The organism is Aeromonas sp. MR16 (genome assembly GCF_022549315.1).
In the GTDB taxonomy this organism is placed as follows: domain Bacteria; phylum Pseudomonadota; class Gammaproteobacteria; order Enterobacterales; family Aeromonadaceae; genus Aeromonas; species Aeromonas aquatica.
Window position 1 is genome coordinate 1 of sequence record NZ_JAKZFK010000001.1, and the last position, 21,621, is coordinate 21,621.

Here is a 21,621-nt window from a genome sequence, read left to right on the forward strand (position 1 = left end):
CACGTGGGGGATGTGAATCCCGAAGTCTGGGCCTCGACCCTCAAACCCATCTTCGATGCCATGAAATAAGGGAGCCATAGATGAAAACACTGATTGCTTCTTTATTGCTGATGGCGGGGCTGTTTGGTGCCGGTCAGGCCAGTGCCGCCATCGACGTCTATACCTTCGACAGCGACGCCCAGGAGCAGAGCTTCCGCGAGCTGACCAAGGAGCTGCGCTGCCCCAAGTGTCAGAATCAGGACATCGCCGACTCCAACGCCGGGCTCGCCAAAGACCTGCGGGACAAGACCTACCAGATGGTGCGGGAGGGCAAGGACAAGCAGGAGGTGGTGGACTACATGGTGGCCCGCTACGGCAACTTCATCCTGTATGACCCGCCCATGATGGCTTCGACCCTGATCCTCTGGCTCGGCCCGCTGCTGGTCATCGTCATCGGCGCCACCACTGTGGTGGTGCGCAGCCGCCGCCGTTCCCCCGCCGCCGTCCAGGCACAGAGCGCCCTGAGCGCGACAGAGCAGGCCCGGTTGGCCGCCCTGCTCAAAGAGGAAGAGAAACCATGACCGCTTTTTGGATTGTGACTGCGGCCCTGCTGGCGCTGGTGAGCCTGGCGCTGATCCTGCCGCTGTGGCGCGGTGAGGGCAGCCAGAGCATCAGCCGCTCGGCGCTCAACAAACAGCTCTATCGCCAGCGTGTGCTGGAGATCGGCGAGGAGCGCGACCAGGGCGTGCTGGCGGAGGAGTCGGAATCCCTGGTGGAGCTGCAGCGCAGCCTGCTGGACGACATCCCCGACGTGGAGCAGAGCGCCCGCAGCGGCAAGAGCCTGGTGTGGATCCCGGGGGGGCTGGTGTTGGTGGTGGTGAGCCTCGGCCTCTACTACAAGCTGGGTGCCTGGCAAGAGGTGAGCCGCTGGCAGAATGCCAACAGCCGGCTCGGGGAGCTGAGCAACCGCATCCTGGTGGAGCGCGATGCCGAGGTGACCGAGCAGGATCTGCTGGACTTCACTCTGGGGCTACGCACCCGCCTCAAGGATGAGCCGAACGATTATCGCGGCTGGCTGCTGCTGGGTCGGCTGACCCTGGATGGCAACGATCCCGAGATGGCCCGCGAGGCGCTGGAGCGGGCCTATGGCCTGGCCCCGCAAAAAGCCATGGTGGCGGTGCCCTATGCTCAGGCGCTGATGATGACGGGGGAGGAGGCGCAGGCGGAGCGGCTGCTGCAAATCGCCATCGCTCAGAACCCGAAAAACATAGAGGCACGCTCCCTCCATGCCTTCATGGCGCTGCAACAGGAGGATTTCCAGACTGCACTGGCTCGCTTCCAGAAGATGCTGCCCATGCTGGAGCAGGGCTCGGCCCGCTATGCCATGGTGGAGCGATCCATGGCCTATGCACGCCAGCAGCTTGGCGAGCGGGAGGCTCCTGCACCTGCCGCTTCTGCTACCCAGTCCCGGGCTGAGACCAAGCCGGCAGGAGAGCAACAGCCCTCGCCGGTAGTGGGTGGTTTTCCGCTGAAGATCACGCTGGCCCCCGGCATTCAGTTGCCGGAGGATGCCCACCTGTTCGTGTTTGCAATCGTTCCCAAGGGACCCTCCATGCCGGTGTCGGTCAAACAGGCCGCCAACCCCCAGTTCCCCGTCTCCCTGTCCCTGGGTGACGACAATGGCATGATGGGGGGAAATGGGCTCTCCACCTATCCCGAGCTGCAATTCAAGGCCAGGCTGACCCGGGGTGGCGATGTGATGAACAAGGAGGGGGCCTTCGAAGGGATCTCCGTCACCATACCGACGAGCTCTGTTCCGGCAGCGCCGATCGACATCCGCATCGATCGCGCCCTCTGATATTTCCAGGCCCGCCTCCCCATGGGGCGGGCCAGCTTTCTGCATCCACCTCCGCTATCCCGCAACCATCGTCGACTCGCCTGACAATCCGTCCTCTCCTGCCAGCCACCATCGGCGCCAAGCCATCTTTCCCGTATCGCCCATCATGTCGCCCTATCGGCACGGCTCGGTCCCTCGGCACAGTTCGTGTTGGGCAGCTGTCCGCCCGCTATCAATGGCCATCGGCATGGGGGGAAGTATTCCTTAAGAAGAGGCCGTCCATCGGGGGTTGGAGCCTTAACCCATCGAAGGGGAGGGGGAGCATCGCGTTCAGGAAGGAAAGGTGAGACGTGGCATACACGCAAAGCGCGTCTGGTGAGGGAGATATCGGCGCATAAAAAAGGCGGGTTTCCCCGCCATATCTGTATCCGGTTTCAACAGCCGGGTGTCAGACCAGCGTCATCTGTCCGGCGTAGAGGATGAAGTAGCGCAGCATCAGGATCCCCAGCAGGCTCAGGCTGCACAGCAGCACCAGGTAGGAGGGCCGATGGGCCTTCTCCTTGCCGGCAACGAGGCTCAGCAACTGGGGCAGCAGTATGCCGACCCCGATCACCCCGAACCAGAAGACGTTGGACCAGAAGCCACCGCTGATCGCCGCCTGCATCGCCACCTCGCTCTGGCCGCCCGCGGCATAGAGTACGCCGAAGAAGCTGGCCAGCAGCAACAGCTCCAGCGTCACCACGGGGCGCTCGAAACGGTGCACGAAGCTCACCCCCTGGCTGTGGCCGTCCTCCTTGAACAGGGTGACCGCCAGCAAGGTGGTGGAGGCCACCCCCGAGCTCACTCCCGAGATGAGGAACAGCACCGGCAGCACCGGGTTGTGCAGCATGGGGTAGCTTATCAACGCGGACAGCAGGAAGCCGGTGTAGGCACCGAGCAGCGCCGCCAGCACTAACAGGACCGGGGCGAGCAGCCGCTCGAAACGGCCGACGAGAGCAATCAGGCCATCGACGAAGGCCAGCTTGTCGCCAAGCAGCTTGCGGCGCAGCCCCTCGATTTCGGCTCTAAACACCACCCCTAGCCAGGCGAACAGGACCGCCATATAGACCTGGAACAGCATGACCCCCATGGACATCACGGAGTCGAACTGGTAGTGGAACATCAGCTTCCAGAAGGTCCAGGGACGGGCCAGGTGGTGGATGAGCAACATCAGACCGAGGATCACGCTGAGCGGCGCCAGGATGGCGGTCGCCTTGATGATGCCGCTCTCGCTGCCGGCCCCCTTGCGCAGGCGCAGCAACACCGACAGGGTGCAGGAGCCGGCGGAGATGCCGAGCAGGAACAGGTAGATGGCGATGGGGCCATCCCACACCAGGGATTCGAAGTGAAAAGCATCATGCCACATCAGATCTCTCCCTCTGGTGTCCGTGACTCACGGTGAAACGCGTTATGCCAGATCATGACTTCTCCCCTTTGGCGATGCGGTACATCTTGGGCGAGGTGCCGAGCGCCTCCTTGAAGCGATAGGTTTCTTCCTTTGCGATCCGCTGGCTGAGGGCGCTCTGGGGATCATCCAGATTGCCAAATACCAGCGCCTTGGTGGGGCAGGCCTCGACACAGGCGGGTTGTTTGCCTGCTGCCAGATTGGTCTGGCGGCAGAAGTCGCACTTGTCCGCCACCTTGGTCACCGGGTTGATGAAACGCACCCGGTAGGGGCAGGCGGCGAGGCAGTACATGCAACCGACGCAGAGATCCGGGTTCACATCGACGATGCCATCCTCGGCACGGCGATGGGAGGCCCCGGTCGGGCAGACGTGGACGCAGGGGGCGTTGTCGCAATGCTGGCAGGACTTGCGAAAGAACTGGTACGACTGGTTGGGATACTCGCCCTCGGGGCCGGAGCGGAGGATCTCGAGGCGCGAGACCCCCTCCGGCACCTTGTTGGTCTCGCGGCAGGCATCCATGCAGGCGGTACAGCCGATGCAGGCGGTCTCGTCGTGCAGCATGCCGTAGCGCACCCCGTCGATGCGCTGACTGTGGGCGAGGGCGGCGGTGCCAGCGCGAGCGGGGCCTGTCATCATGATGAGGGCGCCCGCTCCCATGCCGGCCATAAATTGACGGCGAGAGCAGCTCATGCTCCCTCCTTGACCGCAGCATTCTGTTTGGCTGCATGTTGCTTGCTATGGCAATCCACACAGAGCTTGATGCGGGATTTTTCGGCGATCCCGACCATGGGTTCCTTGGCCGGATGCAGCGCATGACAACTGGTACAGGCCAGCTTGTTGGCATGGACGTCATGGGCCCAGAGCGACTTGCGCAGGGCATCGGGCTCATGGCAGCTCATGCAGACACCGTTCTGCTGATCGAGGGGGAAGGCCTCATCACCGAAGCGCATCACGTCAACCATACCACCACGCTGTTTGCGGTGCTTGGCCGAGACATTGCCATGACAGTTGGTGCAGGTGACCGTCTCACCCGTATTGGGGCTGGTGACGCTGGCATGCTTGCCGTGCATTCCCTCGGCCCCGTCATGACACTTGCTGCAGTTGGCCAGACGGGCGACGGCCTTGCGCTCGGCAGCCACCTTCTTCTCTGCCTTGGCTTTGGCATCGGCATTGGCATTAGCATCGGCCGTCGAGGCGACCGTCGCCGTGGCTGTCGAGGTCGTCTCGGCATTCGCCAGCTGCGGCAGGCTCAGGCATAGGCAGGTGAGTAGCGCCCACTTGATAACGTTATTCATATGAAATTCCCGGTCTCAACAATCCATCGGTACCGCCTGCTGACAAAAAAGGAGCAGAAAGCCGCTCCTTTCACGGTCGGTACCCGGGCAGGGCCGCCAGCCAATTAGGGCCGGGGCGTCTTACTAGAAGGGCTCGTTAACTCACTGCTTGCTTGCGTAGAATTCGCTCAGCGCCTTGAGATCTGCTTCGCCCATGGTGGAGATGGCCTTGTCCATCTTCTCGTCCACGGTGCGCTTGCCGGCCTTGACCTCCTGCAGGGTGCTCAGCATGTAGCCCTTGGGCTGCCCCGCCAGGATGGAGGCTTCATCATCCACCAGCGACCCACCTTCGGTGTGGCACTTCTCACAGCCAGCGCTCTCGTGCAGCTTCTTGCCGGTCTGGGCCAGGGCGGCGTCAAACGGTTGCTTCATCGGCGTATAGCTCAGCCCGGCGTAGTGGGCCGCCAGCTCATCGATCTGTTCCTCGCTGAGTTTTTTGACGATATCGGTCATGTTTTTGCCGTCGACAACCTTGGCCGGGCGGCCATCCAGGTACGAACGCAGCTGATCCCCCAGGTTAATTTCGGCAATACCGGCGATGGTGGGAATATCGGCGTGGGTGCTCACCCCTTGGCTACCATGACAGGCATTACATGACTCGAGCAGAGAGTCGATATTAGCGTGCGCAGTTCCCATAGATCCCAACAAGAGCGACGCAGCAAAAAGCTCATATTTCATTTTTATTTTCATAGCTGTACCTCAAGTACATAATTTTGACATTGCTTTATCAATTAATTTACATCCAAAAAGTAAAATTAAACGTCACGCCACCGCGAGAGCTAAAGTTGTATGTAATATATAACTTATTGAATTGAATGAAATTTCTCATTAAGCTCCTATACAGGAAAAATTAATTCTCAGGCTGCGTATTGGTTTTTCAGATAACTTTTTGGGACCTTTATCAACAATCGACAATATATAAACCATATAATCAAGATGGAAATGATTTGTGAATAAACAGGTCTTCTATCGAGTCTTTTTAGGGGTGTATTTTTAATTTCTTTGACTTGGCTCATATCTCTCAATGAAACAAGGCATGCGATAAATAAAAAGGATAAAAGCGATGAAGTATTGGAAAGCGTTAATGGCGGCAGCCCTGCTGTTCGGCCTGTCATCCTGTGGTGGCGGCGACGACAGCGACAAGAATGATCCTCCTCCTCCGACCCCGGGTGATCCCGGCTCCGTCGTCTTCTCTGCCAAGGCGCCGGTCTTTGTCAGTGTGGCGGCACCCGAGGGCGCCGCGGCAAAGAGCACCGAGAAGCTTGCCGTCGATTTCAGTCTGAAGGATGCGCAGGGCAATCCGGTGGAAGTGGGGACGACCGAGATCAGCTTCAGTGTCACCAAACTGATCCCGGGTCGTGTGGTCGATGGCCCGACGGGCCCCGTTGCCGGTCCCTCGATCTGGAAGGCATTCATCTACTCCAAGTCCAAGGCCACCTTCGAGAAGAGCACGGCGGGCACCCTGGAGAATCTGGGCAACGGTAACTATCGCTATCTGTTCGCCATCGACTTCAAGAATGTGCTCGATCCCTATCCGACCGATTCGGCCGATAACGGCGGCATCATCGCCTGGGATGACGGCAAGCTGCATCGTCTGGCCGTCACCTTCGGCAGCGCCGAAGAGGGCAGCACCATGCCGCTCATCAACTACACCCTGGACTGGGTTCCGTCAGGTGGCACCGCCGCCCTGACGCGCGACATTCTGGAGATGGAGAGTTGCAGTGATTGCCATATGGATCAGCCGATCCATCACAGCACCCGCAACGATCCCAAGGTCTGTGTCGCCTGTCATAACGACAGTAACCCGACCCAAACCGGCCGTATGTCGCTGGCTGTGTTGGCACACAAGTACCACAGCACCGGTAAGGACAACGTGGATGCGTCCCTGGCCAAGGGTGGGCATTATCCGCAGGATCCGCGCAACTGTGACACCTGCCACAAGCCCGCGACCCCGAGCACGCCAAACGCCAACGACTGGACAGTGCCGACCGAGCAGACCTGCAAGGCTTGCCACGCGGATTACGCCTCACCTGTGAAAGAGCATCATACCGGTGAGGATTGCCGTGCGTGCCACGCCGATGGCAATGCAGATCACGCCAGCGCAGGGGTGACCAACGTTCACCTGAATCGTCTGAAGGGGATGCAGGCCGGTGCCGCCACCCTGAAGATCGATATCAAACACGCGCTCTATGACGTTGCTACCAAGCAGGTCACCATTGGCTTGTCTATCAGCGAGAGCGGGTCCCCCATCGAGATGCAGCGGTTGTCAGACATCGCTTACATGAGCCCGGGCCTGCTGGTCAACTGGGATGAAGGCGAAGGTCAGGTGCTGCCCAACAGCCACTCCTCGATCACCTTGAAGAACTGTACCGGCGGGACGGGTGACTTTACCTGTGTGACAGATCCTATCCTGGAGGCAGTGCCTGCCAGCGATGCGGTGCTGACCATCACAGTCGCCGACATGGGGCTCTGTGTCGAGAAGAAGGCGACCGAGCTGGATGGTTTGCCAGCAGGCTTGAAGGCGTGCCCGGCGGATGGCTTGAAGACGATCTCCAAGGATCATTTCGAGTACATCGCGGCGCCAAATATTCCGGTGGCGCACTTCGATCTCAACGGCAACCCGGTTGATGGCTACCAGTTCGGGGTGGGGGTCGAGAAGGCGCTGTGCGAAAACTGCCACAAGAACTTCGAAATCCACTTCGGTGGTACCGCGTATGACCATGCTGCCCGCGACTTCAACCAGTGTGGCAACTGCCATAACGCCAACCGTGCCTCCTTCTATACCGGCATGGCGGGGGATCTGAAGTACCACGTGCACTCCTACCACGCGATGGGTTCCCACCGCGGGGCGGCTCATGCGGCGACCGAGGATGAAGCCAAGGCGCTCATTCCCTTCCCGGGCAAGGTCAACAACTGCGAATCCTGCCATACCCAGGAGCAGTTCAACTTGCCCAACCAGAAGAACGTTCGTCCCTCCGTGGTGAGCAAAATCACCAACTTTGGCAAGGACAACGCAGTCGGCGGCATCGGTGACAACGCAGATACCAGAGCCAACAAGTTCTACAGCCCGGCGCTGGTTGCCTGTGGCTCCTGTCACCTGAAGTCCGAGCTTGGCAACGTCAACCTCTCTACACCGGTTGCCGGTGACGAGTGGGCCTCCCACATGCAGGAGAACGGAGCCGTGTTTGGCGCCGACACTGCCGAAGCGGCCATCGGCGTTGAGCAGTGCGACTCCTGCCATGCCATCGGTCAGGAGCAGGGTGTGGACAAGGTACACAAGGTGTTCGACTTCCGTTGATCGCCCCAGGCCGGGGGGCAACCCCCGGCCGCTATCGTCGAGGAATAACAATTATGAAATGGAAAACCCCGCAGTGGCTGTGGGCGGGTGTCCTGGCGTTTGGTCTGTTGCCGCTGGCGGCACAGGCGGCAGACCAGGCTCCAGACGCGAGCGCGCAGATAGAAGCCCAGCTCGACAAGAAGTTTGCCGAAGGCAAATACTCCCCCAAGGGGGCCGATACCTGTCTCAAGTGCCATGATGCCGAGTCGGACAAACCGGCTACCGGCATTTTCCACAATGTGCACGGCAACAAAGGGGTGCCTGGCAGCCCGATGAGTGATCTGCAGTGTGAAGCCTGCCACGGTCCGGTTGGCAATCACGCCCGCAACCCCCGCAAGGGTCAGCAACGGGAGCCCATGATCACCTTTGGCAAGGAGTCACCGGTCCCCGTCGAGAAGCAGAACAGCGTCTGTCTCTCGTGCCACAGCAAGGAAGCCGACAAAATGGGCTGGCACGCCAGCACCCATGCGGTCGAGGATGTGTCTTGTACCAGCTGCCATGCGCTGCACGTCGAGAAAGATCCCATGCTGGACGAGAAGAAGCAGGCCGAAACCTGCGTCAGCTGCCACCCGAAGGAGAAGTCGGATCTGCACAAGCGCAGCAGCCATCCCATCCTGAACGGGGACATGCAGTGCTCCAGTTGCCACAATCCGCACCAGTCGCAGAACGAGGCGAGCCTCAAACAGCCGACGGTCAACGAGAACTGCTACGAGTGCCATGCCGAGAAACGCGGCCCCTTCCTGTGGGAACACGAGCCGGTCACCGAGGATTGCGCGCTCTGCCACAACCCTCATGGTTCCATCAACCAGTCCCTGCTTGACAAGCGCGTGCCCCAGCTGTGCCAGGAGTGTCACCGGGTGCCCCACGCCAACGTGCAGATCCCGGAGGGTGACCTGAAAGCGCGCGGCGGCAGTTGCCTGAATTGCCACAACCAGATCCACGGCAGCAACCACCCCAATGGCCGCGCCTTGAGAGAGTAAGGAGAACAGCATGAAATATTCAACGCTATGGCTCTCCCTGCTGGCCGCGATGTCGGCCCAGGCCGCCGAAACGGTCACCGAGCAGTCCGAAGAGATGTTCTTCTCCGGTTACTCCCTGCAAGAAGCCAAGCCAGCCAAGACCAAGAAATGGGCTTGCAACGGCTGTGAGCAAGCCGAAGGCTGGACCGGTGAGATGGGGGTCAGCGCCGGCTACGCCGATAACGATGGCGCCAGTCGTTTCAACAACTGGGTCCCCACCATCGACGAGCAGGGCATGGTCGGCATCTTCAATGCCGATGCCAGGCTGCAGGGGGAGGGCAGCAGCTACACCAAGTTGAAGGCAAAAGACGTAGGTCTCGAGCGCTTCGGGCTTGCCGTGGAGACGGGAAACTATGACGGCGTGCGGTTGAACGTCGGTTACAGCGAGACGCCCTACTACTGGAGCAACGATGGCAAGACCGTCTATCACGGCAGTGGCAACCAGCTCACCGCAGGTAGCCTGGAGAGCTTCGACAAGGAAGTGATGCGCAAGAAGGTGACGGCGGGGCTGGCCTATACGCCAAAATCCCCCTGGCGCCCCCATGCCAGCTTCAGCCACGAAGTAAAAGAGGGCACGTTGGCGAACTACATGAGCCGTGTGCCCGGGGTCGGCAGCGTACCAGGGCTCGCGCCCAAGCCGGTCGAGGGCCAGGAGACGACTCTGGTCAAGGCGGGGGTCAGCTATAAGGCCGAGCAGTGGCTGGTGGACTTCTCCTATGACGGCTCGCTGTTCCGCAATGAGAAGTATGCCGCGCTCTATTACCAGGATGGCGCCAACCAGAGCGAACGAGCCTATGAGCCGAACAATGATTTCCATCAGTTGGCGCTCTCCGGCCAATACCAGATGGGCAATCATTTCTTCAACGGTCGTGTGCTCAGCAACCGCGCCACCTCGAGTGGCAGCTTCAACGCCTTCACCGCCACCACGGCGGGGGATGGGTTTGAGGGCGACATCGAAACCTTCCAGGCCGACGGCCGCTGGGTGGGGCGGATGAGCCGTGATCTGACCCTGCGTGCCAACGCCGAATACCGGGATCGTGACGACCGATCGGATCGCAGCGTGGTGCTGAACGGCGAGAAGCCCCAGAGCACGGATCGCAACCACACCAAGCTCGGGCTCGCGGCGGATTATCGCCTGGCCCGTGGCTTGAAGCTTATCGGTGGCTACGACTATCTTGAGCAGCACCGTGACTCGGCCGATCGCGAGAAGGTGGATGAGAACACCCTCTATGTGAAGACCGTCTATCGTCCGGCCGCCGCCTGGCAGGCCGACGCCAAGCTGGCCTACAGCACGCGTGATGGCTCCGACTGGAGTCGTGATGACGGATCCAACGGCACAGGCCCTAGCCTGCGCCCGTTCTATCTGGCGGATCGCGACCGGCTCGAGCTGAGGGCCGATGTCAGCTACCAGGTCAGCGATGATCTGGAGACCACGGCCAACATGTGGTGGGCGAAGGACGAGTATACAGAGGGGGACATCGGTCGCAGCGAAGGGGAAGACTATGGCTACGATCTGGGGCTGAACTATCGCCTGAGTGAGCGAACAGATGGTCATCTGTTCTTCAACCAGCAGTGGATCGCCTCCAGTCAGAACCATGCCAACTCGGATGCGCCGACCTGGAATCCCTACTACACCGATATCGCCGACAGCGTGACGACCGTCGGCCTCGGGATAAGCCACAAGACCGAGTCCGATATCGAGCTGGGTCTGGATTACAGCTACTCCTACGGCAAGGGGGAGACCAACGCGAGCGCCGGGGTCAATTATGAAGACAACCGCAGCGAGCAGCATCGTGTGGAGCTTTATAGCACCTACCCGCTCAGCGAGAACCAGTCGCTGCGGTGGGATCTGCGCTATGAATCTTTCAAGGGGGAGGACTTCCTGCTCAGCGGCGAACAGGCCAGCATGGGTGACCTGGATGATGACTACAACGCCTACTTCACCTCTGTCTCCTGGCTCTACAAGTTTTGAGCCTGTGACAGGTCTGTCGGCATAGATCGGGAGGGGAACGACGGTTCCCCTCTTTTTTGGGTGGGGCAATGGCCCGCTCGCCGAGCAGATGCCGTGATCGACTCATCTCACAGCGCAAACTCAAGCCTTCTTCGACTCTGGTTGGCGGCAGCCCATCACAGTGTCGATGGGGCCGTTGCTCGCTGTCATCGATCATCAGGTCAAAGCGGATGTCCCGCCTCGCTTCTGCCAAGTCGTGATAGCCCGTCGCGGGGACCCATTCTGATTTCAAATTGTGCAATAGCCCCTTCATCGACCCGTTGCCCCAGCACTTCCCCATGATGCTCGACTCGCTCCTCTTGATGCCCTGCTCATGATCTGGCCCTGATTTGCATCCAGGACTTCGCCGGCTGCGTCCCTGTGCCTGGCGAGGAGATTTTCCTGCGCACGGCCACCACGGATCTCCCTGTATCAGAAGATCACCCCGATCAGGCGATCGAGCAGTACCTCGAAGGGAAACAGGGTGAGCAGCAGGGGCATGAAGGGGACCACGGTGGCCAGCACCAGTTGCAAGAACATGTCCCGACTGAACGGCAGGGGTCTGACCTCCTTGATCACGGTATAGGCGTTGCCCAGATCGGCGAGGGACTGGATATCGGCGGCGCCGAGCAGGGGCTCACCGTCCCTGTCGTCCGTTCGCAGCCAGCGACGCTCGAAGCCGCGACTGTATTCGGCCGCGAGGGCACCGTATTCACGCAGACCCTGGCGCTTGGCCGCCAGGATATGGGGGGCAAAGACGCCAAGCGGAGCCAGTACGAGCAGCAAGCCAAAGCCGGCAAGCAGGATGATCTCGGGCTTGTAGGCGGTCAGCACGGCGGCGTCATAGAAGATCCGGTTGGCGATGAAGCCTGCCAGCTGGGCGCCGAATGCGGTCAGCAGCGGTGAGTAGGCATAGGCCGAGGCGCCGAGGAAGCCGAGACCACAGTTGCGATCGGGATGGGTCGGCAGGAGTGCGAGCCGGATCCGGGAAACCTGCCAGAGGAAGCGGGTCCAGATGATGATCCGGTAGAGCCAGCGCAGGATCAGAAACTGGGTGATGGGGTTGCTCACCCAGAAGAACCAGAAGCCGGGCAGGGTCAGCGCCATGTTCCCGTCCTCTATGGTGGCGTACCAGGTGGAGGATTGCAGGGCGAAGGTGTGGATCCGGATGAAATAGCCCATCGAGAAGACGAACAGGATGAGGCCTATCTCTACGGGGATCGAATTGCGCCAGCGCATGGCACTCTGGATGGCATCATAGAAACGTGGCAGAGAGAGGGGGGAAACGAGGTCCCGCTCGATGAACTGGCTGACGATCCCCCGAATGCGCTGATGGACGATAAGCTCGGCGTACACCAGCAAGGAGACACAGAGCAGGAAGCGGACATGGGTCTCGACATCCATTAAAAAGGGCACGGCAACGCCCTGCAGCAGGCTGCCCTCCCATCCGCACAGCAGCAACAGGGGCAGCCAGCAGAGCCCGCTCAGCACCAGGATCCGCCGTCTGATATGGGTCTTGATCTCGCCAAGGTGCGCCCGGCTCAACAGCTGGTACAACGGCCCCCCCAGGATCAGGGAGAAGTTGTAAGGGTCGGACAGGGGTTGGCGCTGGGGATCGGGGGGGGGGACGGGCTTATGGTTCGACATGATAAGGACCTCTGTGTGCAAGGTGTCGAATAAGCCTCGGCCTTAGGACCGAGGCGATGAAAGAACCGGATGTTGATGGCGAGGGAGAGACAAGGGATGAGCAGGGACAACGCCATCCGATCGCCACAGGGCGGCTTGCGTGGGACGGATGCGGGCGCCATCGGAATGCGGTGGGGGAGTGGTTGTCTTGACCGTTGCTGTGAGGGTGCATCGCCATGCGCCTGACCAAGGACTCATGGTATTAGGTATAGCGCTTGCCCGTGCCCGCGGCGGAGTCTGTCGGGGGCTATCTCGCGTTGTGCGGGTCCCTTTGGCACGGCTTGTGGGTGAGACCGCACTTGTCGTGAAGCAGATCCATCACTGGAAGAGGCCCAGTAGGTATACACGGAGTCAGGGGAGAGGGTGGATCATGATGGATATGGTGAAAAAAACCATGTCAAGCAACTAATTGCTCTGGTGGTAGAGATAAACTCCATCAATGCAACAAAGTGCGGTTTTATATGCTAGTGAGGCAAGCTGTTGCGGTGTATGGAGTACCTTTAAGCTGTAAAAAGCCATTAACTGTATGTTTTATAGGATAAAAATAATTTGGCATGGTCACTGCTAAGGGTTTCGGTCGAGTGTCATTACCGTTCAACCCATCAGGAGCATACCCATGCCAACTCCATGTTATATCAGTATCGAAGGCAAAACCCAGGGCAACATCACCGCCGGTGCCTTCACCTCTGACTCCGTCGGCAACATCTTCGTGCAAGGCCATGAAGACGAGATGCTGGTTCAGGAATTCCAGCACATCGTCACGGTGCCGACCGACCCGCAATCCGGTCAGCCGGCTGGCCAGCGTGTCCACAAGCCGTTCAAATTCACCGTCGCGCTGAACAAGGCCGTGCCGCTGATGTACAACTCCCTGGCCTCCGGCGAGATGCTGCCGAAAGTGACCCTGAAGTGGTACCGCACCTCGGTCGAAGGCAAGCAGGAACACTTCTTCAGCACAGTGTTGACCGATTCCACCATCGTCGACATCGACTGCCAGATGCCCCACTGCCAGGACCCCGCCAACGCTGACTTCACCCAGCTGATCCAGGTCTCCCTGGCCTACCGCAAGATCGACTGGGAGCACACCGTTGCCGGTACCTCCGGTGCCGACGACTGGCGTGCGCCGATCGAGGCTTGATGCCATGAGGGAGCACCCGTCCAGGTGCTCCCTTTTCTGTATTCAGACAGGGAGGCCTTATGCCGAAAGAGTCGTTTTATCCCGATACCAATGAACCGCACATTCACCTGCACAGGGGGGGCGCCACCTTCACCGACATTGGCCATAACCACCGGACACTGGTCCGTGGCTCTCTGGTATATCGCGGCACAGTGCAGGAAGTCATCGTCGATCTGCAGGGGCGTGGTGATAACCGCAGCATTCAGATAGCGCAATACATTCAGTCCAACTTGGCCTGATCTCAAAGGCCGGGATACCGGCCTGCTTCTCATCTTTGCCTGCCCTGGTCACCTCTTTCTTCTGCTCACTTGCTCGTTGAGCGAGCACAAGAAAGAACATGACGTTGATCCCACCGCGCGCCTCAGGGCGTGCGGTAGCCATGGCGCCGAAAACACGGCGGCCATGGCGGATCTCTCACCCTTGAGGCCAGCCTGCAGGATTGCGGGGGAGACAGCAGAGGCGCACCGATGGCAGACAGCACAGGATTACAGTTCACCGTCAAGGTAGGGGCCTTGCCCGAGAGCACCTTCGTGGTGGCCGAGTTTGCACTGGAAGAGGCGTTAAACGGCCCCTTCCAGCTGAGGCTGGAGCTCGCCAGCCCCGAGCCGGACGTCGACTTTGGCGCCGTGCTGGATCAGCCCTGCGAGCTCTTGGTGTGGTACAGCGGTGAACTGCAGCGCCAGGTGTGCGGGGTGGTGAGCGACTTTGCTCAAGGGGACAGCGGCTTTCGCCGCACCCGTTATCAGCTGCTGGTACAGCCGGCCCTGTGGCGGCTGGGGCTTCGCCAGAACTCCCGCATCTTCCAGGCCCAGAAGCCCGACGAAATCCTCTCCATCCTGCTGCAAGAGCACGGCATCACCGACTACGCCTTTGCGCTGAAAAATGAGCATGCCCAGCGGGAATACTGTGTCCAGTACCGGGAAACAGACCTGGAGTTCCTGAATCGTCTCGCCGCCGAAGAGGGGTTGTTCTACTTCCACGAGTTCGAAGCTGGCAAGCATCGTATTGTCTTTGCCGACGACGCGGCGGCATTAACCGCCGGTCCCGCGCTCTTCTTCAACCTCGGCAACCGCTCCCTCGAACAAGGCCCCTATGTGCGCCAGTTCCATTACCGCGAGGCGGTGCGCCCCAGCGATGTGGAGCTGAAAGACTACAGCTTCAAGACCCCGGCTTATGGTCTCTCCCACAAGAAGCTCGGCACCGAGCTGTCACATCAGCGCGATAGCTACCAGCACTTCGACTACCCGGGCCGCTACAAGCAGGACGGCAGCGGCAAGGCGTTTGCCCAACATCGACTCGATGCGCTGCGAAGCGATGCGGTGACCGGCTTGGCTAAGTCCAACTGCGCGGCCCTGCTGCCGGGCCAGACGTTCTCGCTCACTGAACACCCGAACGGAGCGCTCAATGTCGACTGGCAAATCGTGCGCATCAGTCACGTGGGCTCGCAGCCCCAGGCGCTGGAAGAAGAAGGGGGCAGCGGTCCCACCGTCTATCACAACGAATTCGGGGTGGTCAAAGCCAGCACCAGCTGGCGGGTGCGCATCGGCAGCCCACAGGCGCCTTACAAGCCCATGGTGGACGGTCCGCAAATCGCGACTGTGGTGGGGCCGGAAGGCGAAGAGATCTACTGCGACGAGCACGGCCGGGTGAAGCTGCAATTCCCCTGGGACAGATACGGCTCGAGTAACGACCAGAGTTCCTGCTGGGTACGGGTCAGTCAGGGCTGGGCAGGCGGACAGTACGGCATGATGGCCATCCCGCGCATCGGCCACGAGGTGATTGTCTCCTTTCTGGAAGGGGACCCGGACCAGCCCATAGTCACAGGCCGGACCTTCCACGCTACCAACCGGCCGCCCTACGAGTTGCCGGCTAACAAGACCCGCACCGTGCTGCGTACCGAGACCCATCAGGGGGAGGGGTTCAACGAGCTGCGCTTTGAAGACCAGGCGGGACAGGAAGAGATTTACCTTCACGGCCAGAAAGACCTGAACGTACTCATAGAAAACGATGCGGCCTGGCACATCAAGCACGACCAGCACACCGACATCGACAATGAGCGGGTGATCCGCATCAAGGCCAATGACCACCTGACGGTGGAAGGCGAGAAGCGGGACCACATCAAGGCCGATTACTCGCTGACCGTGGATGCGTCTATGCATCAAAAACTCGGGCAGAGCTGGCTCACCCAGGCGGGACAGGAGGTGCACGTCAAGGCCGGTGCCAAGGTGGTGTTGGAGGCGGGCTCCGAGATCACCGTCAAGGTCGGCGGCTGCTTTATCAAGGTCGATGGCGGTGGCGTCACCCTGGTGGGGCCCACCATCAAGATGAACTCCGGCGGCAGCCCGGGCTCGGGCGCCGGTTGGGCGGGCCAAATTCCCAAGAGTTTAAAGGAAATGCTGGATGTCCCTCAAAAACGCTGGATGAAGTTTTATCACCTCGACTCCGAGCTGATGCCCTTGGCTGGAACCCCCTATAAAGCGGTATTGAGTGATGGCTCTGTGAGGGAGGGAACCCTGGATGGTGAAGGCATGGCGCTGTTGGAAGAGGTGCCTGCCGGTACGGCATCCGTGACCTATGACCTGGAGGACAACTTTGTCGACTTGCCCCGTGAACCCATCTCGGCCCTCTCTGGCCATCTCGATAGTCTGAGCGACGAGGGTTGATATGTTTGGTAATGATCTGTTTGAGCGGCTCTATGACCATCTGGATCAGGCCGTTTCCGGCGGCGCTGCCTATGTCAAACAAAGTGCCGATGCAGTAAAGAAGGGGATAGCTTCTAGCCTGCAATGGATCTGGGAAGCCCTTCAGGGGGATTTCAATCCCAATCAAAGCGCGGGGCAGATTGCCGCCAATGCCGTGTTGGGGTTGATCCCCGTTGTCGACCAGGTGCTGGACTGTCGCGATCTAATCGCCAATGCACGAGATATTTCCCGCGATCACAAACAGCCTGAGAAGTGGATTTTCCTCTGTTTCACCCTGATAGGTCTGATCCCGTCACTGGGCTCTGCCCTCAAGGGGGTACTGAAAATCATCTTCCTGTTTGTCCGCAAGGCTGGCGGGGATGCCACCAAGGCGATCAGACCCGCCATGGCACCAGTGCTGACTTTTTTAAGCGATCCCAAGGTCAAGAAGGTGCTGGGCATCTCGCGTCTTGATACCGTGCTGAAAAAATTTGCAGGTCAGATCCGAGGTCTGAGAGGACAGGTCGCGGTCAGTGTGCTGCTGGGCTATCTTGACGATGCTGTCAGCTCTCTCACTGGTTTGATTAGCAAGATCAATGGGTTGGCTCCCGCTTCGGTCAAAGTCTGGCTTGAGCAATCCCAGCGTATGGTGCTGCAGATGCAGTCACAGGCCGGCCAGATGCTGCCAGCGGCCATGGGGCCCGTGCTCAAATCCCTCGATGAGATTGCCGCAGGATTGGAGAAAGAGGCGGTCAAGCATGCCCCAGGTTACAAGGCCGTGCCCGGTGGCACCGTTATCCACCCGCTGCCGGATGATGTCGTCAAAGTGGATCTCCAGATTTTGAGCCGCTCCAAGAAAGGGATTTATGGCGAGATAATCAGCGACAACTGGATGGCAAATCACAAGTTCGAGAATCTGTTGCCAGAACATCGCCGGGTACGTAGCCTGAACGACAAGCCCAGAGGGCGGGGCATCGATGGTATCTACAAGAACACCAATCCTCCGCCTCCCTACGTGGTGACCGAGACCAAGTTTCGGACGGCAGGGGGCGAGTATATCGATGAGGATGGCACCAAGAGTACCCAGTTATTGTCGATGACCAAGGGGTCTGGCAAGCAGATGAGCGGCCAGTGGATCGATAAGCGCTTACCCGATGAGATAACTGACAAGAAAATATTAAAAGACCTTAAAAATGAAGGTTATGATGCTTGGCTAATGATTGTCGATGAGTCTGGTAAAGTGATACAGATAACCAAGCTGGATAAGTCAGCTAATGCCGTAGGTACGATTTCGATCAAGTAGGAGCAGTGAATGAATTCGTTTATTGAACAGCGTCGAGATCCATTACTATCTGAGCCATTTTTTTTAGAACAGATAGAGGATTATAAAGAGTCGTCATATTTTGACCCAAGTTGGTGGGCCAAAATACACGATCCTTTACACGAGCGCTGGAGTGATCCATATCGACGTCCTACACGCTCCATGGCCAGTGAAAGCATGTTCATGGACAACTTGGAATACGCGATTCTTCTTTATTCCGGCGGTGCATCCCACGAAGATATAAAAGCATGCCTTTCTATAGTAAAAAAAGAACTATTGCGTCATAAGAAAGAGTTTTCAGATAGTGTTTTCTATTATTGGGAGCAAGATGCCTATCAATATCTGCTCTGGATGTTCTCATTAAGCATCCTCTATGGGCAGGATGAGATGCTGCCCGAGCTGGTGCGTTATATCAGTAAAAATCCGGAAGGAGACGACGACCCGCTGTGGAGCATGTTGTTGGCTCGCTTGGGCTATCCCGGTCTCCCCCGTGGTCCAGAATCCTATATCCCCGAGGTTTATCGCCCGCTGTTTGATGCCATCAAGGGTGATGGTGTGAATCCCACCAGGGTTGAGCGTCAGGCGAGCATCAAGCAATATCTCAAGGGGTGGTACAAGGGATGTAAAGAGTGTTATTGGTACGACAGGCACAAGGCAAAGCATGCCATCTACTTTGGCTATTGGGCTTTTGAAGCGGCGCTTGTCACCCTGCTCTATGAGTTGGACGACAGCAGTTATCGGGATATGCGCTATTACCCCAAGGATCTGGTCGATCATGCCAGAGCGAATGGTATTGCAGAAAAATGGCAGGCACTGCGAGTGGTTCAACATCCCATTGCCATGCCGGGCTCTGTGGTGGAGCAGGATGGCAACTGGCGGTGCAACCTGACTGATGAACAGTGGCAACTGCGAAAAGGACAGAAGTTGCCTTCCCAAACCCATATCAACAAGGATGACATGTTGTTCTGGGTACAGGAGTAGTCTGCATTTTATCGATCATGCACAGCCTGCATGGTCGATATATCTCGATGCCCGAGTGACGTTTGATGTTATTGCGCAGGCTCATTCATGTTAGGCACGAATTGCCTGGCACCCTTGGCTCTGTATGAAAAAAATCGAGGAAGAAGAGTGAAGGCGATAAAAGAACTATTCCTGATCCTCTCTGTCATCATCTTGTCTCCCCTGTTAATTCCCATGGTTTATGTCGAAAGACGAAGAAAAAAATGGTTTCTATCGACTTTACTATCCCCTCTGCCTGAAGACATCAGAGTCGGCAGAGTGAACTCTCTGATGAATACGAACGCCGATGCGCTACAGGGTCGTATCGTGTCAACACTTGTTGAGCTGAATTCCGATGAGCGTTGGGTATGTCTCAATATCGACTGGCGAGACGTTGAGGAAGTTGGGTTACAAGGAAACGCATTGGCGGATACTCACGGTTTGAAGGAGCATTTCATGTGCTCCGAGCCGGATGAGGACGCATCGGTTTGGAGCATGCTGGTACTTTATGACCTATGGTTGCAAGCGCGAGGATATGATGTCGTGCTTTTGGATATCAGCTCTGATCAATATACAGGTTTCATTTGCCCATCAAATATTCTTGATAAGCTGTTAAATGAGGGGGGTAAGCTGGGTTTGGAACTGGTCAAGTTGGACCATGTGAACGAACAATAATATTCTGAATCAGTATGAATCTTCTGGAATACGATTTATTTAAAGACAGTTGATGAGAAATAGAAAATCAATCAAGTTGTAAGAAAGTGTTATGTACGCAACCACCCCTACCATCCTAATTATTCGCAGATACAAACGATGACATACCGCACATTATGGTTGGTGCTGGCGAGCCATTGGCTCGCCGCTTGTACCACAACGACGTCACAGACCGAATCCGAACTCTCTCAAGCCGCCCAGCAGGGCCAGGGTAAGGCGCAGTATGAGCTGGCCAATCGCCTGGCGACCAAGCCAGATTATCCCGAGGCGATGCGCTGGATGAAACAGGCTGCGGAGCAAAACGGGCCACTGGCAGCCGATGCGGATGTGCGAGGCAAGGCCGCGCTGCAGGTGGGGAGTTGGTATCAGACTGGCCTGGGTGAACCCAAGAACCCAAAGCTGGCCCAGGACTGGTGGCAGCGCTCGGCCAAGCTGGGTAATGCGGACGCCAGCTATCAGCTGGGGTTGGCGTGCCGGCAGCAATATCAGGGCAAGCTGGTCGATGATTGCCTCGACTGGTTCGAGCAGGCGGCCAAACGGGATCATGCCGGCGCGCAGTTGATCCTGGGGGAGTGGTATGCCAGCCAGCCAGGCGCCGATGCCGATGCGGTTCAGTGGCTGGAAAAGGCCGCCGAGCAGGGCAATCGTGACGCCCAATATCGGCTCGGCCTGCGCTATGAGCAGGGCAAGGGGGTAGCCAAGCGACCCGATCTCGCCCAGCGCTGGTATGAGAAAGCCGCGGCCCAGCAGCAACCTGATGCCCTGCTGATCCTGGCCAGACAGGCGAGTGGTGCCGAGGCCGTGCCCCTCTATCAGCGCGCCGCCGATACCGGTGCTCCCCAGGCCCAGCTGTGGTTGGGACAAGCCTATCTGGCGGGTGAGCTGGTGTCGCAGGATCTCGCGCTCGGTCGTTACTGGCTGGAGCTGGCTGCTAGCCATGGCTCTCACGAGGCTGAATATCAGCTGAGTCTGCAACAGAGCGACCCGGCGGCGCGAGAGCACTGGCTAACGCTGGCGGCCAAAGGCGGGGTGAGCCAGGCACAACTCGAGCTGGCCAAATTGCAGCAAGGGCGGGGTGAGCTGGTGGCGGCGCGTCAGAGCCTCGCCTCGGCGGCGTTGCAGGGCAACGTCGATGCCCGCTATGCCTATGGGGAGATGCTGCGGCTGGGGCTGGGTGGGGAGGCGGACTATGTTCAGGCGCTCAAGCAGTATCGGCTGGCGGCCAATGCCAATCACCGGCAGGCGCAATATCGCATGGGAACCATGCGTGAGCGAGGCTGGGGCGCACCTCGCAACCGCTTGCATGCTTATGCATGGTATCTGCTCGCGGCTACCGATGGAAACAAGGACGCGACCGATGCAGGCAATGAGCTGGAAAAAGGGATGACAAAACAAGAGAAAGCCTCTGGTCAAAAACTGGCCCAGCACTGGTTCATCAAGTTGGAGAAAGGTCATCCACCGGAGAAGATGAAGGACAATACATAGTATTCAACAAGATGATTAAACACAGTAAATGTTCATATTAAATGGAAAAGTCCCATGGCGTGATGATGAATGCCATGGGATATTTTTTTGCGCTCTATGGGGAGTATTTAAAATGCATTTTACATGGTTGTTTTTTGTCAGATAGACAATATCATTTCTCAGGAGTGCTCACCCAGTTGTCAAGTATTAATACTTCCCCATGGCTTTGATGACGAAATCATTAATCAAGTTGCGCATCAAACATCACCACTCTGCATTTAAATCCGATTTAAGATATTTTTTGCAAAATAATTTTTGTATATATCTTGTTGATTTTAATGGTTTTTATTGAATTTAAATCAGTCTTTAAATGCTTTTTAAATATTTTTTATTGACGTAAAGATAATCGAAAATATACCATTTGTCGCGAATGGATCTTATGTCATAAAGACCTCTAACGAAGAGTAGGGGCAGGATCTGGTTGTATAAGTAATAAGCTACATATTGCGTTTTTGATTATCAATGCCTCGGCTTGATATATGTCAAAAATGCCTCGTCGGCTAACGTTCATTCACCTAAAACTAGGTTTAACGCGTCAACTGTCATTTTTTACAGTTGCCAGCATGAGCGTTGGCTATAAG

At 58.0% G+C, this 21,621-nt stretch carries 17 protein-coding genes; 12 read left to right on the plus strand and 5 right to left on the minus strand.

Going from position 1 to position 21,621, the window contains the following annotated elements:
• The first annotated feature begins 80 nt into the window (after positions 1-80).
• Positions 81-560, plus strand: coding sequence for a cytochrome c-type biogenesis protein (locus tag MM194_RS00005; RefSeq protein ID WP_033130843.1), 480 nt, complete (start codon positions 81-83; stop codon positions 558-560).
• The gene (ccmI, locus tag MM194_RS00010; protein ID WP_241342208.1) at positions 557-1,837 is read left to right on the plus strand and encodes a c-type cytochrome biogenesis protein CcmI; all 1,281 of its coding nucleotides are present in this window, start codon (positions 557-559) and stop codon (positions 1,835-1,837) included. The genes MM194_RS00005 and ccmI overlap by 4 nt, the downstream gene beginning before the upstream one ends.
• Before the next feature lie 427 nt (positions 1,838-2,264).
• On the opposite strand, the gene nrfD is transcribed toward ccmI, so the two are convergent.
• The 4 genes from nrfD to MM194_RS00030 form a co-directional block, all read right to left on the minus strand.
• Entirely contained in the window at positions 2,265-3,221 is a 957-nt protein-coding gene (gene nrfD / locus MM194_RS00015; protein ID WP_241342210.1) for a cytochrome c nitrite reductase subunit NrfD, read from the minus strand.
• Positions 3,222-3,273: 52 nt separating this feature from the next.
• Positions 3,274-3,951 carry a cytochrome c nitrite reductase Fe-S protein gene (gene nrfC / locus MM194_RS00020; RefSeq protein WP_241342211.1) on the minus strand — a complete coding sequence of 226 codons (678 nt, stop codon included), beginning with the start codon at positions 3,949-3,951 and terminating at the stop codon, positions 3,274-3,276.
• Positions 3,948-4,556 carry a cytochrome c nitrite reductase pentaheme subunit gene (gene nrfB / locus MM194_RS00025; protein WP_033131999.1) on the minus strand — a complete coding sequence of 203 codons (609 nt, stop codon included), beginning with the start codon at positions 4,554-4,556 and terminating at the stop codon, positions 3,948-3,950. Before nrfB ends, nrfC begins: the two co-directional genes overlap by 4 nt.
• A gap of 141 nt (positions 4,557-4,697) precedes the next feature.
• Positions 4,698-5,285, minus strand: a complete 588-nt coding sequence (locus tag MM194_RS00030) for a c-type cytochrome (protein ID WP_033131998.1) — start codon at positions 5,283-5,285, stop codon at positions 4,698-4,700.
• A gap of 373 nt (positions 5,286-5,658) precedes the next feature.
• On the opposite strand from MM194_RS00030, the gene MM194_RS00035 reads away from it, so the two are divergent.
• Genes MM194_RS00035 through MM194_RS00045 form a run of 3 tightly spaced genes read left to right on the plus strand, consistent with a single transcriptional unit; the run spans position 5,659 to position 10,923 of the window.
• Entirely contained in the window at positions 5,659-7,893 is a 2,235-nt protein-coding gene (locus MM194_RS00035; RefSeq protein ID WP_241342213.1) for an OmcA/MtrC family decaheme c-type cytochrome, read from the plus strand.
• A gap of 53 nt (positions 7,894-7,946) precedes the next feature.
• Positions 7,947-8,912 carry a DmsE family decaheme c-type cytochrome gene (locus tag MM194_RS00040; RefSeq protein WP_241342214.1) on the plus strand — a complete coding sequence of 322 codons (966 nt, stop codon included), beginning with the start codon at positions 7,947-7,949 and terminating at the stop codon, positions 8,910-8,912.
• Between the two features lie 10 nt (positions 8,913-8,922).
• Positions 8,923-10,923 carry an MtrB/PioB family decaheme-associated outer membrane protein gene (locus MM194_RS00045; protein ID WP_033131995.1) on the plus strand — a complete coding sequence of 667 codons (2,001 nt, stop codon included), beginning with the start codon at positions 8,923-8,925 and terminating at the stop codon, positions 10,921-10,923.
• A gap of 450 nt (positions 10,924-11,373) precedes the next feature.
• Here MM194_RS00045 and MM194_RS00050 read toward each other — a convergent pair whose 3' ends face one another.
• Entirely contained in the window at positions 11,374-12,588 is a 1,215-nt protein-coding gene (locus MM194_RS00050) for a hypothetical protein (protein WP_241342216.1), read from the minus strand.
• A gap of 655 nt (positions 12,589-13,243) precedes the next feature.
• Between MM194_RS00050 and hcp1 the strand changes: the two genes are divergently transcribed.
• The 7 genes from hcp1 (at position 13,244) to MM194_RS00085 (ending at position 21,001) form a co-directional block, all read left to right on the plus strand.
• Positions 13,244-13,762, plus strand: coding sequence for a type VI secretion system effector Hcp1 (gene hcp1, locus MM194_RS00055; protein ID WP_050720118.1), 519 nt, complete (start codon positions 13,244-13,246; stop codon positions 13,760-13,762).
• Between the two features lie 59 nt (positions 13,763-13,821).
• Positions 13,822-14,040 (plus strand): hypothetical protein, encoded by a 219-nt coding sequence (locus MM194_RS00060; RefSeq protein ID WP_033130164.1) that lies wholly within the window; start codon positions 13,822-13,824, stop codon positions 14,038-14,040.
• Between the two features lie 228 nt (positions 14,041-14,268).
• The gene (gene tssI, locus MM194_RS00065) at positions 14,269-16,464 is read left to right on the plus strand and encodes a type VI secretion system tip protein TssI/VgrG (RefSeq protein WP_241342218.1); all 2,196 of its coding nucleotides are present in this window, start codon (positions 14,269-14,271) and stop codon (positions 16,462-16,464) included.
• A 1-nt stretch (position 16,465) separates the two neighbouring features.
• Positions 16,466-17,785 carry a type VI secretion system polymorphic nuclease effector gene (locus tag MM194_RS00070; protein ID WP_241342220.1) on the plus strand — a complete coding sequence of 440 codons (1,320 nt, stop codon included), beginning with the start codon at positions 16,466-16,468 and terminating at the stop codon, positions 17,783-17,785.
• Positions 17,786-17,794: 9 nt separating this feature from the next.
• Entirely contained in the window at positions 17,795-18,784 is a 990-nt protein-coding gene (locus MM194_RS00075; RefSeq protein ID WP_241342222.1) for a PoNi-like cognate immunity protein, read from the plus strand.
• A gap of 87 nt (positions 18,785-18,871) precedes the next feature.
• Positions 18,872-19,477: a hypothetical protein gene (locus MM194_RS00080; RefSeq protein WP_241342224.1), complete on the plus strand. Its 606-nt coding sequence runs from the start codon at positions 18,872-18,874 to the stop codon at positions 19,475-19,477.
• A 138-nt stretch (positions 19,478-19,615) separates the two neighbouring features.
• On the plus strand, positions 19,616-21,001 hold the full coding sequence (locus tag MM194_RS00085) for a tetratricopeptide repeat protein (RefSeq protein ID WP_033130030.1): 1,386 nt from the start codon (positions 19,616-19,618) through the stop codon (positions 20,999-21,001).
• Positions 21,002-21,621: the final 620 nt, after the last annotated feature.